Raw genomic sequence first — 15531 nt, 5'->3', positions numbered from 1 at the left:
ATGTCCGATCAAGACCTACGCATCGAGGGCGTCTCCAAGAGCTTCGGCGATTTCCACGCCGTCAAGGAACTCGACCTCACCATTCCGGACGGCTCGTTCTTCGCCATCATCGGCGCCTCGGGCTGCGGCAAGACCACCACTCTGCGCATGATCGCCGGGCTCGAGGAGCCCACCGCCGGACGAATCATGCTGGGCGACAAGGACATCACGTCGTTGCGTCCGTACCGCCGGCCGATCAACACCGTCTTCCAGAGCTATGCGCTCTTCCCGCATATGACCGTCGAGGACAATGTCTCGTACGGCTTGCGGCGCAAGGGCATCAACAAGGCCGATGCCCGCCAGCAGGCGCATCAGATGTTGAAACTCGTTCAGCTGGAAGGGTTCGCGGGGCGCAAGCCCGCGCAGCTCTCCGGTGGGCAGCAGCAGCGCGTGGCATTGGCCCGCGCCCTGGTCAACCATCCCGAGGTGCTGCTGCTCGACGAGCCTTTGGGCGCACTGGATCTCAAACTTCGAAGACAGATGCAACTCGAGCTCAAGCGGTTGCAGACCGAGGTCGGCATCACCTTCGTGCACATCACCCACGATCAGGAAGAGGCCATGAGCATGGCCGACACCGTCGCGGTGATGAACGCCGGCAAACTCGAGCAATTCGGTGCGCCGCAGGAGATCTACGACTTCCCGGCCAGCGGTTTCGTGGCCAACTTCCTCGGACAGACCAATCTCATCGAGGCCGATGTCACCGGTAGCGGTGAGATCGTCAGCATCGACGCGCAGGGCAATCGGCTCGCGGTTCCCGCCGCCCGCTGCCGGATCACCGCCGGTGCGGCCGCGCTCGGTATCCGACCCGAAAAGGTCGCTCTCGCAAGCGATCCCGAATCGGTGCCGGAGGGGCGTGCGCATGTGACCGGCGTGGTCACCGATGCCATCTTCCTGGGTGTGTCCACCCAGTATCTGGTGCAGGCCCCGTGGGGTCAGGAGATCACCGCGCAGGTGCCCAATGCCGGTCCCGGCAATATGATCGCGCCCGGCTCCCAGGTCGCGGTGCACTGGCGCCCGGAACACGCCTTCCTGCTGGGACGTTCGTAATGCCCGCCGTGCTCCCCGCCTCGACGGCCGCCGCGGCCCCCGTCGACGCACCGCGCGGAAAGCGCGGGCTCACACCGTATCTGCTGCTCGCGCCCGGCATCATCTTCCTGCTGGTGTTCTTCGCGGTGCCCACGGTGCAGCTGCTCGCGGCCAGCATGTACGACCGCACCGGATCCATCGAAACCGGTTACGCGCAGACGTTCTCGCTGGACAACTTCAGCTACGCGTGGAATCTGTATCAGCCGCAGATCTTCCGGTCGCTGACCTATTCGCTGATCGCCACCGTGCTGTGCATCGCCATCGGCTATCCGCTGGCGTACGCCATCGCGCTCAAGAGCGGGCGGTGGAAGAACCTCATGCTGATCCTGGTGGTCGCGCCGTTCTTCACCAGCTTCCTGGTGCGCACCTTCGCCTGGAAAGCCATTCTGGCCGATACCGGTCCGCTGGTCTCGGTGCTGCGGGCCATCCATCTGCTCGGCCCGGACGGGCGACTGCTGGCTACGCCGATCGCGGTGATCGCGGGCATCGTCTACAACTTCCTGCCGTTCACGGTGCTGCCGCTGTACACCTCGCTGGACAAGTTGGATCCGCGACTGCTGGAGGCTTCGGCCGATCTCGCGCACGGTCCGGTGCGAACCTTCCTGCGAGTGACCCTGCCGCTCACCATGCCCGGCATCGTCGCGGGCACCCTGCTCACCTTCGTGCCCGCCACCGGCGACTATGTGAACTCCCAACTGCTGGGCAATACGAGCACCACCATGATCGGCAATGTCATCCAGTCCCGCCTGCTGGTGGTCAAGGATCTGCCGGTCGGCTCCGCGCTCTCGGTCGTGCTCATGGTCGCGATTCTGGTGCTGGTGATGCTGTATCTGCGTAAGACCGACACCGATGAGGTGGTGTGAGATGGCACGTCGACTCTGGACCTGGATTCGGGCCAATGCCGTTCTCCTGCTCGGCTGGGTGATTCTGGCCTATATGCTCGCGCCGATCGCGGTGATCATTCTGCTGTCGTTCAATCAGCCGGGCAGTCGCAACACCACATATTTGCTGGATCTGCACGACTTCAATTTCACGCTGCACAATTGGACGCATATGTTCGATCCGGCGGGGTTGAAGGACGCGCTCATCATGAGCCTGTTCATCGGTGTGCTCGCCTCGATCATCTCGACCGCGCTCGGCACCGGAATCGCATTCGCGCTGGCCCGCTACCGTTTCAGCGGTCGCTCGGCGGTGCAGGCGCTCATCTTCGTTCCGATGGCGACACCCGAGATCGTGATGGGCTCGTCATTGCTGACACTGTTCATCGGATTCGGTATTCCGCTCGGTTTCTGGGCTATCCTCATCGCACACGTGATGTTCTGCCTCTCGTTCGTCGTGGTGACCGTGAAAGCGCGGTTGGCCGGATTGGACCCGAGGCTCCAGGAGGCAGCGATGGACCTTTACGCGACGCCGTTCCAGGCGTTCCGGTCCGTTGTCCTGCCGCTCGCCTGGCCCGGCATCATGGCCGCGGCGCTGCTGGCGTTCTCGCTGTCATTCGACGATTTCGTCGTCACCAACTTCACCTCCGGCACGACCGAGACGTTCCCCATGTATGTCTGGGGCATCAACCTGCGTGGTATCCCGCCGCAGGTGAACGCGGTCGCCAGCCTCACCTTCCTGCTCTCGCTGGTCTTCGTCATCGCCGGGCAGCTGCGTAACCGCCGCCGCTCGGACGATCGCGCGTCCTTCAGCTGAGTTTCCCGCAAGCCGCCGGGCCCGGTCGTCGTGTCGACGACCGCCTGGCGGCTTTCGCGTACCCCCCGAACCAACACAACAGGTAGTTGGGCCGCGCGGCCGGACCGCGCGGCTGGAGAAAAGGAGTTGATCGGCCATGCAGGCCAAAGGAAGCAAACTGTTGGCGTCGGCACTCTCCGAGGCAGCGCCGACGCCGTTCTGGACCGACCGGCCGGAGCGTCCGCATCCCAATGATCCCCTCACCAAGGCCACGACCGCCGATCTCGCGGTCATCGGCGGCGGGTACAGCGGATTGTGGACGGCGCTGCTGGCCAAGGAGAGGTTCCCGGATGTCGATGTCGTACTCGTCGAATCCGCGATATGCGGGCACGCCGCCTCCGGCCGCAATGGCGGCTTCTGCGCGGCGAGCCTGACCCACGGCCTCTCCAATGGTGTGGACCGCTTCCCCGACGAGATCGAGACCCTCGAACGGCTGGGCCGGGAGAACCTGGACGCCATCGAGGCCACCATCCGCCGCTACCACATCGACTGCGATTTCGAGCGCACCGGTGAGCTCGAGGTGGCGACCATGCCGCACGAGCTGGAGTGGCTGCGGGAGAGCCATGAGGCCGCGGTCGAACTCGGTTACCGCAGTGAGCTGCTCAGCGCCGAGGAGGTGCAGAGCCTCGTGCACTCCCCCACCTATCTCGGTGGCTGGTGGGATCGCGACGGCGTCGCCATGCTCGATCCGGCGCGCCTGGCCTGGGGTCTGCGCCGCGCCTGCCTGGAGAAGGGCGTGCGCATCTACGAGGGCACGCCGGTGCAGCGGATCTCCAAGTCCAAGGGTGGCACGCTGACCCTGCACACCCCGCACGGTGAGGTGCGCGCACCGCGAGTCGCGTTGTGCACCAGCGCTTTCCAGGGTCCGCTGGCCAAGGTGTCGCGCCATGTGGTGCCGGTCTACGACTACGCGCTCATGACCGAGCCGCTGACCGCGGAGCAGTTGGACTCCATCGGCTGGGGCAAACACCGCATGGGCCTGGGCGATGCCTCGTACCGCTTCCACTACTACCGCCTGACCAGTGACAACCGCATCCTGTTCGGCGGCTACGACGCGATCTACCACTACAACGGAAAGATCGCGCCCGCACTGGATTACAACGAGGCGACCTTCGAGACGCTGTCCAAGCACTTCTTCCAGACCTTCCCCCAGCTGGACGGACTCCGCTTCACCCATCGCTGGGGCGGCATCATCGACACCTGCGGTCGCTTCTGCGCCTTCTTCGGCAAGGCCTACAAGGGCAAACTCGCCTACGCCGTCGGCTACACCGGATTAGGGGTAGGCGCAACACGTTTCGGTGCCGAGGTGATGCTCGACCGCCTCTGGAACCTGGACACCGAACGCACCCGCCTGCGCATGGTGAAATCCCGCCCCCTCCCGATGCCCCCGGAGCCCTTCCGCTCCATCGGCATCCAACTCACCCGCTGGTCCCTGGCCCGCGCCGACCAGCACGGCGGCAAACGAAACCTCTGGCTCCGCGTCATGGACGCCACCGGCCTCGGCTTCGACAGCTGATACCGCACCGATAACTGAATACCGCACGGCCGCAATCGGATTCACCGATTGCGGCCGTCGTGCCGCATCAGTTGCCGTATTGCTTGGTCTCCGGGCGCTCGATCATGAGGGCGTGGGCGGGGGTTTCGGCGAACGGGCGGTGTTCCAGGCCCGCCGGGACCACGAAGATATCGCCGGGGTGCAGCGTCACCGGATCCCGGTCGGCCAGGTCGAGCCGGAAGGTGCCGTCCCAGCAGAGGAACAGTTCATCTTCGTCATGGTGATGCCAGGGGAATTCGCCGTGCAGGCGCGCCAATCGCAGGATCGTATCGTTCGGGGTCGCGAGGTCCCGCGGCTGAAAGGGGCCGGTGAGGGCGGCGATTTCTTGGGTGATGCTGACCTTTTCCATGGGTCCATCGTGATGTGGGCGGGCGGGCGAAGACAGGGCCAATGTGACAGAATTGGTTCCCTTATGGAGCCAGTTGAACTCGCCGATCGGCTCGGCCGGTGGTCGGCCGGACGAGGGCCGTTGTATGTACTGCTCGCCACCCGACTGCGGGAGCTGATCGAGGACGGGGAACTCGCGGCCGGGACGCGATTGCCGCCCGATCGCGGATTGGCGAAAACGCTCGCGGTGGGGCGCAATACGGTGGTCGCCGCGTACGACCTGCTCGGCGCGCAGGAGCGAGTGGTGCGGCGGCAGGGCAGCGGGACGCGGGTGGCGGGCGAACCCGCGATCGCACGCCCCGCTACGACCGGTGCACCGGCTTTTCTGCAACTGCTGGAGCCGGAGGCCGATGTCATCGCGCTGGCGTGCGCCGCACCGAACCAGCCACCGTACGAAGTGGTCGAGGCGTACCTTCGCATGGGGCGGCGACTCGGCGCGCTATCGGCGGATATCGGATACCACCCGATGGGAATCATGGAGTTGCGCACCGCGATCGCCGATCGATACGCCCGGCGCGGGATACCGACCGAGCCCGGGCAGATCCTCGTCACCGGCGGTGGTCAACAGGCCCTGTCACTCCTGGCGCGCGCGTTCCTTCGACCCGGGGATCGAGTGTTGGTCGAGTCGCCGACCTACCCCGGCGCACTCGAAGCATTCCGCGAGGCGGCGGCCATCCCCGAAGGCAGACCCCTCGGGCTCGGCAAGGTGACCGACGCGGCATTGGCCTACGTCGTCGCCACCTGCCACAACCCCACGGGCACGGTGCTTTCCGACCTCGCTCGCCGTCGACTGGTGGAATCCGCCGCAGCGGCACAGGTCCCGCTCATCGACGACGAGGTGCTGTCCGACCTGATGTTCCCCGGCATCACCGCGCCCGAACCACTTGCCGCATACGGAAATTCGGTGATCTCCATCGGCTCGCTGAGCAAAGTCGCCTGGGGCGGCCTGCGCCTCGGCTGGGTGCGAGCCCCCGCCTCGACAGTCGCCCGCCTGAGCAGGCTCCGCGCGGTACACGATCTGGGCGGCAATATCCCGGCGCAACTCGCAGCCGTCGAGCTACTTCCCGAACTGGACACCCTCTGCGAACGAATCACCCTGGAGCGCAAGCAATCCCACGATGTACTCCGCTCCGAACTAGCCACCCGCCTCCCCTCCTGGGAGGTGCCGCCCGCCCCTGGCGGCCAAACCCTCTGGATCCGCCTCCCGTACGGCGACGGCACCTCCTTCGCCCAACGCGCCCTCCGCCACCGAGTAGCCATCCTCCCCGGAAACGGCCTGGACGCCCAGAACGCCAGTACCGACATGATCCGCATCAGCTTCGTAGCCACCCCCGCGGAACTCAGGGAAGCCGCGACCAGACTGGCCACCGCATGGAACAGCTACGACCCTCCCCCTGCCCCCCTCACCCCTGCACCACAACTCAGCGTTTGAACCCCCACGCCTACCCTTCGAAGACTCGAATTTCAACGCGCCCACAGCAGCCGCTTCCCTCGGATAGATGTCTGAATTCGGAAGCATCAGCGTGATTTTCGATGCGATCCGATCGAAGACGGCCAGGCTCAACGGCAGCGCGGTCCGCTGATCCATACCCCAGGCACCAGCCAATACGGGCACGCGGTGCGCTGAGGGCGGGCACTTCGGGTGCGGTGAGGTCGTCGAGAAAGAACCGAAAACGGGGCAGGTATTCACCCAGCGCGATGATGCCACGCCGATTACAGCTCGACAGCCCTCGGTGGCTGCGCTCGCTCGCGGTTCCGACGTGCATGTACTGGCGCTGGTGAATGTCGAGTGGGCACCCGCGTGAGTACATGCACGTAGGTTGGGGTCACGGGGTGCGCAGGACCAGGAGGGTGATTTCGCTGGGGGCGAAGACTCGGAGTTGGGGGCCCCAGAAACCGGTGCCTCGGCTGGTGTAGAGCTGGGTGTCACCGTGGCGGCTCAGGCCCGCTACGACGGGCTGGTCGAGCCGGACCAGATAGCGGAAAGGGCCAGATTTGGCCGCCGTGGGTGTGACCTGAGATTTGCAGGGCCACACCGCCTTCCACCGCGTCGGTGATTTGTTTGGGTTGGTGGGCCAGCAGGATCACCGGCAGCTCGGGGTCCGCGCCCGCCAGTGCGGCGGGAAGGTCGGGGCCGTGGCCGGGCAGGGCGGCGCCGGTGGGGTCGTCGATGCCCGCCATGACGAGGCGGTCCTCGTCCCGGTCGATGATCCGGTGCTGATTGCGCAGGGGCTGCCAGCCGAGACCTTCCATATGTTCGATCCAGCCGGGGGCGTCGCCGAAGTATTCGTGGTTGCCGGTGATGTAGAAGCGGCCGAATTCGGCTTGGACCTTGCCCAGGGGGTCCACCTGGGCGCGCCGCGCGGCCACCGAGCCGTCCGCCAGATCGCCCGCGTGGCAGGCGATATCGGGGCGCAAGTCATTGATGATCTCGACCACACGCTCGGACCAGCGGAGGCGGTCGGTGGCGGCGTAGTGCGTATCGGTGATCACGACGATCCGTAGGCCGTCGAGGCCGGGGGCCAGCTTCGGGATGGTGACCTCCACGGTCTTCACCCTCGGGATGCGCCTGGCTTCATAGATCCCCCAGATCGACAGCGCGGCCGAAATCGCAAGGACGCCAAGGGCTACGACGCGGGAGCGGGCCGGATCGTCCACACCGGCCAGGATCAGGGCGGTGCGGACCACCGCGCCGATGACCGACCAGCTGAACAGCACCCACATCACACCGAGGGCGGTATCGCCGACCAGGGCGGCCGTATCCGATTGCCGCGGGCCGTGACCGGTGAACATGGCGGCGGGCAGGCCGATATAGCCGAGTACGAAAAGCGCCGACAATGCCCAGCACACCGCACCGGAGGTGGTGGTGAACACCAGCACCCACCACGGGACGAGGAAGAGCAGCGCCGGAATCACCAGCATCAGAGCCAGGCGGGGAATCCTGTTCAACAGCAGTACGTCCTCATGAAGCCATGGGCGCTGATCGATATACAGCACCGTCAACCCCCCGGACCGAGAGTACCCGTACCGGGCAGTAGTGGCTGGTCGGCGAGAACGGTCGCGACGCGCCGCCGCGCAACACGATTGGCCGGAGGACACCGGGTCGGGAAGGATGGCGGGGGTGAGCGATCTGACCACCAGCCGGACCAACCCGGCGCTCGATGACATCTCCAAGCGGATCATCGCCCAGCTGCAGGAAGACGGACGGCGCGCTTACGCGACCATCGGCAAGGCGGTGGGGCTGTCCGAGGCCGCGGTGCGGCAGCGGGTGCAGAAGCTCTCCGATGCGGGCGTCATCCAGATTGTCGCGGTCACCGACCCGTTGCAGGTCGGGCTGTTCCGGCAGGCCATGATCGCCATCACGGTGGACGGTCCGGTGCAGGCGGTGGCCGATGCGCTCTCCACCATCGACGAGATCAACTACGTGGTGGTGTGCGCGGGGCGCTACGACATCCTCTGCGAGGCGGTCTGCCCGGATGACGAAGCCCTGCTCGATCTGGTCTCCAATCGGATTCGGGCACTGGCGGACGTGCGGCATGCGGAGATCATGGTCTATCTGAAATTGAACAAGCAGACCTACAAGTGGGGCACGCGCTAAATCGGCAACGAAATCCGAAGCTGACAATGTTGTAACAACGAAATCGGTTGCTGAACTGGCTCGAATGTGGGATAACCGAAGTAATACAAGACTTCGAGGAGTCCCACCATGACCGCCACGGCCGAGCCCGTCCACGCCGATGCCGCCCGCATCGTCCGTGACCATCTCTGGATGCACTTCGCCAGCCACAACGGACAGGATGAGGCCGACACCCCGGTCATCGTCCGGGGTGAAGGTGCATACCTCTATGACGACAAGGGCAAGCGGTACCTGGACGGGCTGGCCGGACTCTTCGCGGTGCAGGTCGGCCACGGACGCGAGGAACTCGCCGAGGCCGCGGCCCGGCAGATGCGGACGCTGCCGTACTTCCCGATTTGGGGTTACGCCCATCCCCCCGCCCTGGAATTGGCCGACCGGCTCGCGGCCTCCGCACCGGGCGATCTCAATCGCGTGTTCTTCACCGTCAGCGGTGGCGAATCCGTCGAGACCGCGTGGAAACTCGCGCGGCAGTACTTCAAGGTGATCGGCAAGCCGACCAAGCACAAGGCGATCAGCCGCTCCATGGCGTATCACGGCACCTCGCTGGGCGCGCTGTCGATCACCGGAATCCCCGGCGCCAAAGCACCTTTCGAGCCCCTGGTACCCAGCACGATTCGGGTGCCGAATACGAATTTCTACCGGGCCACCGAGCACACCGACGACTACGACGCCTACGGGCTGTGGGCGGCGGACCGCATCGAGGAAGCCATTCTCATGGAGGGCCCGGAGACCGTGGCCGCGGTCTTCCTGGAACCGGTGCAGAACACCGGCGGCTGTTTCGTCCCGCCGCCCGGATACTTCCAGCGCGTGCGCGAGATCTGTGATCGCCATGATGTGCTGCTCATCTCCGATGAGGTGATCTGCGCGTTCGGGCGACTCGGAACCGCTTTCGGCGCACAGCGTTTCGGCTATCAGCCGGATATGATCACCACCGCCAAGGGGCTCACCTCCGGCTACGCGCCGCTGGGCGCGGTAATGATCAGCGATCGGATCATGGAGCCGTTCCAGCGCACCGAGAGCATGTTCATGCACGGCTCCACCTATGGCGGGCATCCGGTGTCCTGCGCGGTGGCGCTGGCGAATCTCGATATTCTCGAGAACGAGGGCATCTATCAGCATGTGCTCGACAATGAAGACGCCTTCCGCACAACGCTTTCCAAGCTGAACGACCTCCCGATCGTCGGTGAGGTCCGGGGCGCGGGCTTCTTCTGGGCCGTCGAACTGGTCAAGGACAAGAACACTCGTGAGCGCTTCACCGATGAGGAATCCACCCGCATCCTGCGCAACCACGTCTCTCGCGAACTGTTCGCCAACGGCCTCTACTGCCGCGCCGACGACCGCGCCGAACCGGTCATCCAGTTCTCTCCGCCGCTGATCTGCGGACCGCAGCAATTCCAGGAGATCGAGCAGATCGTCCGCGGCGCGCTGTCCAGCGCCTGGAAGCTGCTCTGACCCAACCGATTCGCCACATCCGCCGCCCGATCCCACCTTGGACCGGGCGGCGGTCGTCTGCGCGGGCGACACCCAGCATCGGCGGCGAGGTCGTCGATGACCGCGAGCATGGTGGCCAGGTGTTCGACGGTCTGATAGCGCCGGTGCGGTTGCGGTAGCGGCGGACCAGGTCCTCCCCCACCTCGCGGGCGGCCTCGCCGGTGGAAGCCGCCGCATGCCACGCCCCGTGCCCGTGATATCCGGAGCAGTCCGGAGATGCCCGCCCAGCGATTGCTCGAATTACCCGACAGGGGACCGGAAGACGTGGTGATCGGCGCGGACGGGCGACTGCTCACACTCTGGCACCACGCGGGGGCGCCGACTACGCCATGGTGACCGCGGTCGCCGAAAAGGGCGGCATGCTCATCTCGGCAGCCTGAGCGAATCGGCGATCGCGGTGACGCGCGTTCCCTAGGACTTCTGCGCCTCGTCCTGCGCGTGCTGGGCCTGCTGCAACTGGGCGGGGGTGTAGCGCAGGGTGAGCGCGAGAATGCCGAGCACCGCGGTGCCGATCGCGCAGACCAGGAGCACCAGGGTGTAACCGCTGCCGAGCGCCTCGATTTCGAGCGGGCTCATTTCGGTGACCTTCTCGGTGGACCCACCCAGGGACAGCGTCCGCGACAGCGCGACCGGGCTCAGCACGCCGACCGCGAACGGGGTGCCCATATTCATGAACATCTGGCCGACCGCCGACAGCGGTCCGATATGCGCCATATCCACCCCGACCAGCACGCACAGCGGCAGGATCACGATCGCGGTGCCGACGCAGAAGCCCACCACGCACAGCAGGAGCAGCAGGGTCGGGAAGTATTCGACCGAACCGTCGATGGTGGAGCCGAAGTACAGTCCGCCCGCCAGCACCAGGGCGGCGGCGAACAGCAGCCAGCGCGGGGCCACATACTGCGCGGCCTTGGAGGCCACGGCGGTGCCGACGCCCGCGCCGAGGGTGAACGGAATGCTGGCCAGACCCGCCATGAGCGGGCTGTAGCCGAGCACATTCTGCAGGAACTGCGCCACGAAGAAGGTCGTCGCGCCCAGTACGCCGGAGGTCAGGAAGATGGCGATGAAGGTGATGACACGATCGCGGCTGTCGAACAGCGACCACGGCAGCAGCGGATTGGCCACATTGCGCTCGGCGAAGATGAAGACGATCAGCAGAACGAGTCCGCCGATCACCGAACCCAGGATAATCGGGCTGTCCCAACCCATTTCGGGACCTTCGGTCGCGCCGAACACAATGGCCACGCACGCGAGCGTGCCCAGTACCGCCCCTCGGATATCGAGCGAGATGCGCTGGTGCGCGGTATCACGCAGTTCATTGATGGCGCCGATGACGATGAGAATGCCGATCGGCACATTGATCCAGAAGATCCAGCGCCAATCCAACTGGGTCAGCGCACCGCCGATCACCAGACCGCCGACCGAGCCGATGCCGACCATGGATCCGAAAATGGCAATGGCCTGATTGCGCGCCGGTCCCGGCGCATAGGTGCTGGCCACCAGCGCGAACGCGGTCGGCGCGGCGATCGCGGCGCCGGTGCCCTGCAGGGCGCGGGCGGCGATCAGCCAGGCTTCGTTCTGCGCGCTGCCGCACAGCGCGGAGGCCACCGTGAACAGGGCGACGCCCAGAATCAGCATGCGCTTGCGACCGAAGGAGTCGCCGAGCCGGCCGCCGAGCAGCATGAGCCCGGCGAAGGGCAGACCGTAGGCGGTCACCGTCCAGGCACTGCCCGCGCTGGACAGACCGAGCTGCTCCTGTAGTCGCGGTAGCGCCAGAATCATGACGGTGCCGTCGAGCACCACCATCAGCTGTAGCCCGCTCAATACGAGAATCGCGAGGCCGAACGCCCGCTTGGTCACCGGATACTGCATCGTCGCAGCGGGATTATCGAGCACCCCGACACTGTAATGGATACCCGCCACACCCAACCGGGTGAGCTTCGCGCGAAGGACGCCGTGATAGCGGTGCCACCCACCCCGTCATCCCGGCGCGGTTTTGGCCGGGATCCATTGAAAACCGCTGGAACATTGCCGGTGTGGATCCCGGCCGAAAGCATGCCGGTGTGGCGGGGGGCGAAAGATCCAGCCCCGCACATGGTGTCAGTGCGCTTCGGCGGCGGTGTTCTCCGGGGCTCCGGCGGTGAAACCGGCCGTCGGGCCGATGACGATGATGGCCGGGGGGCGAATGCCTTCGGCGCGAACACGATCGGCGACGGTCGAGAGGTCGGCGCGGACAATGCGCTGGGTGCGCAGGCTGCCCTCCTGGACGATGGTGACCGGGGTGTCCGCGGCGCGGCCGCCGGCGAGCAGAGCGGCGGCGAACTTGTCGATGCGCTCGACGGCCATCAGCAGAACGAGGGTGCCGCGCAGTTTCGCCAGTGCGGGCCAATCGACCAGCGAATCCGGATGATCCGGGGCGATATGCCCGCTGACCACGACGAATTCATGGGTGACACCGCGATGGGTGACCGGGATTCCGGCCAGCGCGGGCACCGAGATGGCACTGGTGACACCGGGCACGACCGTCACCGGGATACCGGCGTCGACGCAGGCTTCGAGCTCCTCGTAACCGCGGCCGAAGACGTACGGGTCGCCGCCCTTGAGGCGGACCACGAACTTGCCCGCCTTCGCGCCCTCGATGAGCGCGGTATTGATGGCCTCCTGCGCCATGGCCCGGCCGTACGGAATCTTGGCCGCGTCCACCACCTCGACCTCCGGACCGAGTTCGGCCAGCAGCTCGGGCGGCGCGAGCCGGTCCGCGACAACGAGATTCGCGCGGGCCAGCAGTCGACGGCCGCGCACGGTGATCAGATCGGGGTCGCCGGGACCGCCGCCGACCAGCGCGACGCCGGGGGTGACGGGGGCCGAATCATCGGTCACCACACCGGATTGCAGCGCCTCGAGCAGGGCGTTGCGCACCGCGGCCGAACGCCGGTGCTGACCGCCCGCGAGCACGCCCAGGCTCATACCGTCGTAGCGCGCGGTGGCGGGGGTGACGGCGGTGCCGAGCCGGGCATTGTCGGCGCGGACGCAGAAGATCCGCCTGCGGGTGGCCTCTTCGACCACGGCGGCATTGGTTTCGGGTTCATCGGTGCAGGTCATGGCGTACCACGCGCCGTCGAGATCGCCGTCGGCGTACCCCCGAAGCTCCAGGGTGATCTGCCCGGAGGTGGCCATACCCTCCACGGCCGGGGTGGCCTCGCGGCTGATCACATGTACGTCGGCGCCGGAGGCGATGAGCAGTCCGAGCCGTCGCTGCGCGACGGTCCCGCCGCCGACGACAACGACGCGGCGGCCGTTCAAATCGAGCCCGACCAGGTAGTTCGGATCCCCGGCGGGCTGTTCATCGGATGCGGCTGACGTGTGTGGCACAAGGATTGAGCCTACGGCGTGGCCGGACGAACCCGACAATCGCCCGGCCTTCGCACGGCAACCGTTACAGACCGCACCGCGGCCCGTTCACCGCCGGGGTGGTGCCGGTAACGAGCGCCTCGCGCACCGGTGTCAGATGCGGCTCATGACCTTGGCGGGAGTGATGCGCACGATCACTCGCTCGGAATCATTGACCGAGGCGGGATTGAATTCGGCGTAGGGCTTACCGGTGAACTTATGCGAGATCCGGTTCGGCAGCGCGCGCTCCGGATCGGGTTCGAAGGCCACCGTGCCCCGGATCTCGGCGTAGACGTACGGGTTCTCCGGCGGGTTGATCATGACCGTCGCGCGCGGGTCACGAGCCAGGTTGCGGTACATCTGACGCGTCACCGTGGTGGAGAAGACCAGTTCGTCGCCTTCACGAATGAGCCATACCACGGTGAGATGGGGTTGTCCGTCCTTGCCGAGCGTCGCCACCGTGGCAAAGACGTTCGACTTGTCGATATGACTCTTCAGATCCTCGGGGAGTGTCGTCACGAGTGTTGTAAACGGTGTGCGCCGCATGCGAATTCCCGGGCGGCCCGTGCGTCTGCCGGGCAATCGACCCGCGGTTTTCTATGCTCTTTCGCTATGACTCGCCGCGTCGTCGCTCGAATACTCGCTGTGGTGACCGCTCTACTGCTGCCGTGTGCCGCGCCCGCCGCGGCCGACAGGCACGCCACCTGGTTGGACCCGTATGTTCCGGCGATCGGGGTCGAGGCGACCTTCGCACAGCCCGGACCGTGGGCGGTGACCGCGCGAAAGGCATTCGGCTGTTGCGATTCCACGGGTGCGGCGTATGACATCTGGTATCCGACGGATATCGGGGCGGGCGGATTCCGGCATCCGATCATCACCTGGGGTGACGGCACCGATGCGGCGCCGAGCCAATACGCCTATCTGCTCACGCATTTGGCGTCCTGGGGGTTCGTGGTGATCGCCACCGAGAATCAGCGGACCGGTTCGGGGGTGGATATCGGCGGGGCCGTGGACTTCCTCTTGGACGAGGCCGCCGACCCGGCGAGCATCTTCCACAATCACCTCGACCCGAATGCGATTGGGGCGGTGGGGCATTCGCAGGGTGCGACCGGAGCGCTCAATGCCATGACCGATTCGGGTGGGCGGATCAAGACCGTGGTGCCGATCGAATTACCCATTCAGCTCCTCTGCGCGACGGGATCCCGGTGCCCGGATACCGGGAGATTGACCGGGGGTTCGGTATTCCTGGTGAACGGCTCCTCGGACTTCCTGATCTCACCGTCCACGCAGGCGCTGCCCCGGCAGGTTATCGGACCGCAATCGATGCAGGCGTACTACGAGGCGATTCCGGCGGCGATTCCCAAGGTGTGGGGCACACTCGTCGGGCCGAATCACAATGATGTGCAGGGGCAACCGGATTGCGCGCGGGCATCGTTCCCCTGCACTACGGGGGTGTACGGGTACCTCGGTTATCCGACCGCCTGGCTGGCGGGGCAGTTGCTGGGTCGTGCCGATGCCCTGCGCGCCTTCATGACCCGGGGCGAGTTCTTCGCCCCGAATCCCAACTGGGCCAATCAGATCGGCGATATTCCGAACTGAAACCGGTTACCGCACACCGTCGGGTTCATCCTGGATGAGGTGTAATCCGCCCTGCCGCACCGGCATTCGATCGGCGTCCACCAGGGTGAGGGTCATGGTCACCGGATGGCCGTCGAGTTCACCGGTCAGGATCAGGCGGTCCTGCGCGGGGCGCTCGTAGGTGGATGTCGCGCGCGGGTCCGTGCCGGTGGGCGCGCTCATGGTGAGATGGTGTGCGCCGGTGTCGTATTCGGTCAGCACCAAGGTCAGGCTGTCATTCATACTCTGGCACTCGGCGTACTGCGGATTGTCGAAAATGACGCGCCGCCAACGGGTCTCATCGGTGAGCAGCGGTGGCACCGACTGGCCGTCGCGGGTGACCTCCGTGACATTCCAGACGCCGAAGAGTTCGGAATCACTCACTTCCGAGCGTAGGAATCGCGGGCGCCGTTCCGGAAGAACCCGAGGTCGCGTTTCCCGCTCCGGGTTTACCCCTGCGGTGCGGGAGCGAGGTACGCCTTCAGGACTACGTGCCAGCACTAGCGACTTACCAGATTCAGCGTCGAGACACATCCCATTCACCGGTACTCGCACGCCGAACCCCTGCACAGTCGGCCTGGAACACGTTACATTT

15 protein-coding genes are annotated in these 15531 nt (G+C 65.9%); 9 read left to right on the top strand and 6 right to left on the bottom strand.

Features of this window, described 5'->3' with window-relative positions; translation table 11 throughout:
- The 4 genes from NA10_RS13790 (at position 1) to NA10_RS13775 (ending at position 4375) form a co-directional block, all read left to right on the top strand.
- Positions 1–1086: an ABC transporter ATP-binding protein gene (locus NA10_RS13790; RefSeq protein ID WP_067568056.1), complete on the top strand. Its 1086-nt coding sequence runs from the start codon at positions 1–3 to the stop codon at positions 1084–1086.
- On the top strand, positions 1086–1988 hold the full coding sequence (locus NA10_RS13785) for an ABC transporter permease (protein WP_067568053.1): 903 nt from the start codon (positions 1086–1088) through the stop codon (positions 1986–1988). Before NA10_RS13790 ends, NA10_RS13785 begins: the two co-directional genes overlap by 1 nt.
- Position 1989: 1 nt before the next feature.
- Positions 1990–2820, top strand: coding sequence for an ABC transporter permease (locus NA10_RS13780; RefSeq protein ID WP_067568051.1), 831 nt, complete (start codon positions 1990–1992; stop codon positions 2818–2820).
- A 136-nt stretch (positions 2821–2956) separates the two neighbouring features.
- The gene (locus tag NA10_RS13775; protein WP_067568049.1) at positions 2957–4375 is read left to right on the top strand and encodes an NAD(P)/FAD-dependent oxidoreductase; all 1419 of its coding nucleotides are present in this window, start codon (positions 2957–2959) and stop codon (positions 4373–4375) included.
- A gap of 67 nt (positions 4376–4442) precedes the next feature.
- On the opposite strand, the gene NA10_RS13770 is transcribed toward NA10_RS13775, so the two are convergent.
- Positions 4443–4763, bottom strand: a complete 321-nt coding sequence (locus NA10_RS13770) for a cupin domain-containing protein (RefSeq protein ID WP_067568047.1) — start codon at positions 4761–4763, stop codon at positions 4443–4445.
- A gap of 63 nt (positions 4764–4826) precedes the next feature.
- Here NA10_RS13770 and NA10_RS13765 point away from each other — a divergent pair, with 63 nt between their 5' ends.
- Entirely contained in the window at positions 4827–6233 is a 1407-nt protein-coding gene (locus NA10_RS13765) for an aminotransferase-like domain-containing protein (RefSeq protein WP_067568045.1), read from the top strand.
- 494 nt (positions 6234–6727) lie between these two features.
- Here NA10_RS13765 and NA10_RS13760 read toward each other — a convergent pair whose 3' ends face one another.
- Positions 6728–7798: a metallophosphoesterase gene (locus tag NA10_RS13760; RefSeq protein WP_307188389.1), complete on the bottom strand. Its 1071-nt coding sequence runs from the start codon at positions 7796–7798 to the stop codon at positions 6728–6730.
- A 115-nt stretch (positions 7799–7913) separates the two neighbouring features.
- Here NA10_RS13760 and NA10_RS13755 point away from each other — a divergent pair, with 115 nt between their 5' ends.
- The 3 genes from NA10_RS13755 to NA10_RS39510 all read left to right on the top strand — a co-directional run bounded on the left by NA10_RS13755 (position 7914) and on the right by NA10_RS39510 (position 10265).
- On the top strand, positions 7914–8399 hold the full coding sequence (locus NA10_RS13755) for an Lrp/AsnC family transcriptional regulator (protein WP_067568044.1): 486 nt from the start codon (positions 7914–7916) through the stop codon (positions 8397–8399).
- 108 nt (positions 8400–8507) lie between these two features.
- Positions 8508–9890 carry an aspartate aminotransferase family protein gene (locus NA10_RS13750; protein WP_067568043.1) on the top strand — a complete coding sequence of 461 codons (1383 nt, stop codon included), beginning with the start codon at positions 8508–8510 and terminating at the stop codon, positions 9888–9890.
- Between the two features lie 255 nt (positions 9891–10145).
- Positions 10146–10265, top strand: a complete 120-nt coding sequence (locus NA10_RS39510) for a hypothetical protein (protein WP_373862369.1) — start codon at positions 10146–10148, stop codon at positions 10263–10265.
- A gap of 75 nt (positions 10266–10340) precedes the next feature.
- Here NA10_RS39510 and NA10_RS13745 read toward each other — a convergent pair whose 3' ends face one another.
- The 3 genes from NA10_RS13745 to NA10_RS13735 form a co-directional block, all read right to left on the bottom strand.
- Positions 10341–11801: an MFS transporter gene (locus tag NA10_RS13745; protein ID WP_067568127.1), complete on the bottom strand. Its 1461-nt coding sequence runs from the start codon at positions 11799–11801 to the stop codon at positions 10341–10343.
- 228 nt (positions 11802–12029) lie between these two features.
- Positions 12030–13301, bottom strand: coding sequence for a uroporphyrinogen-III C-methyltransferase (cobA, locus tag NA10_RS13740; protein ID WP_067568041.1), 1272 nt, complete (start codon positions 13299–13301; stop codon positions 12030–12032).
- 132 nt (positions 13302–13433) lie between these two features.
- Positions 13434–13838 carry a PPOX class F420-dependent oxidoreductase gene (locus NA10_RS13735; RefSeq protein ID WP_245677194.1) on the bottom strand — a complete coding sequence of 135 codons (405 nt, stop codon included), beginning with the start codon at positions 13836–13838 and terminating at the stop codon, positions 13434–13436.
- Positions 13839–13931: 93 nt separating this feature from the next.
- Between NA10_RS13735 and NA10_RS13730 the strand changes: the two genes are divergently transcribed.
- Positions 13932–14918, top strand: a complete 987-nt coding sequence (locus NA10_RS13730) for a poly(ethylene terephthalate) hydrolase family protein (RefSeq protein ID WP_157556475.1) — start codon at positions 13932–13934, stop codon at positions 14916–14918.
- Between the two features lie 6 nt (positions 14919–14924).
- Here the strand turns inward: NA10_RS13730 and NA10_RS13725 are convergent, their stop codons facing one another.
- On the bottom strand, positions 14925–15320 hold the full coding sequence (locus NA10_RS13725) for a hypothetical protein (protein WP_067568035.1): 396 nt from the start codon (positions 15318–15320) through the stop codon (positions 14925–14927).
- Positions 15321–15531 lie beyond the last annotated feature (211 nt).

Origin of the sequence: Nocardia acidivorans NBRC 108247 (assembly GCF_001625085.1) — a bacterium.
Classification (GTDB): Bacteria; Actinomycetota; Actinomycetes; order Mycobacteriales; family Mycobacteriaceae; genus Nocardia; species Nocardia acidivorans.
Note: the sequence above shows the minus strand (reverse complement) of the source record. Positions and strands in the feature narration are given on the sequence as shown.

Bases quoted from the DNA above. Each gene is read 5' to 3' on its own strand.
- NA10_RS13790 (WP_067568056.1), top strand. From the start codon at position 1: ATGTCCGATCAAGACCTACGCATCGAGGGCGTCTCCAAGAGCTTCGGC.
- NA10_RS13785 (WP_067568053.1), top strand. From the start codon at position 1,086: ATGCCCGCCGTGCTCCCCGCCTCGACGGCCGCCGCGGCCCCCGTCGAC.
- NA10_RS13780 (WP_067568051.1), top strand. From the start codon at position 1,990: ATGGCACGTCGACTCTGGACCTGGATTCGGGCCAATGCCGTTCTCCTG.
- NA10_RS13775 (WP_067568049.1), top strand. From the start codon at position 2,957: ATGCAGGCCAAAGGAAGCAAACTGTTGGCGTCGGCACTCTCCGAGGCA.
- NA10_RS13770 (WP_067568047.1), bottom strand. From the start codon at position 4,763: ATGGAAAAGGTCAGCATCACCCAAGAAATCGCCGCCCTCACCGGCCCC.
- NA10_RS13765 (WP_067568045.1), top strand. From the start codon at position 4,827: ATGGAGCCAGTTGAACTCGCCGATCGGCTCGGCCGGTGGTCGGCCGGA.
- NA10_RS13755 (WP_067568044.1), top strand. From the start codon at position 7,914: ATGGCGGGGGTGAGCGATCTGACCACCAGCCGGACCAACCCGGCGCTC.
- NA10_RS13750 (WP_067568043.1), top strand. From the start codon at position 8,508: ATGACCGCCACGGCCGAGCCCGTCCACGCCGATGCCGCCCGCATCGTC.
- NA10_RS39510 (WP_373862369.1), top strand. From the start codon at position 10,146: ATGCCCGCCCAGCGATTGCTCGAATTACCCGACAGGGGACCGGAAGAC.
- NA10_RS13745 (WP_067568127.1), bottom strand. From the start codon at position 11,801: ATGCAGTATCCGGTGACCAAGCGGGCGTTCGGCCTCGCGATTCTCGTA.
- NA10_RS13730 (WP_157556475.1), top strand. From the start codon at position 13,932: ATGACTCGCCGCGTCGTCGCTCGAATACTCGCTGTGGTGACCGCTCTA.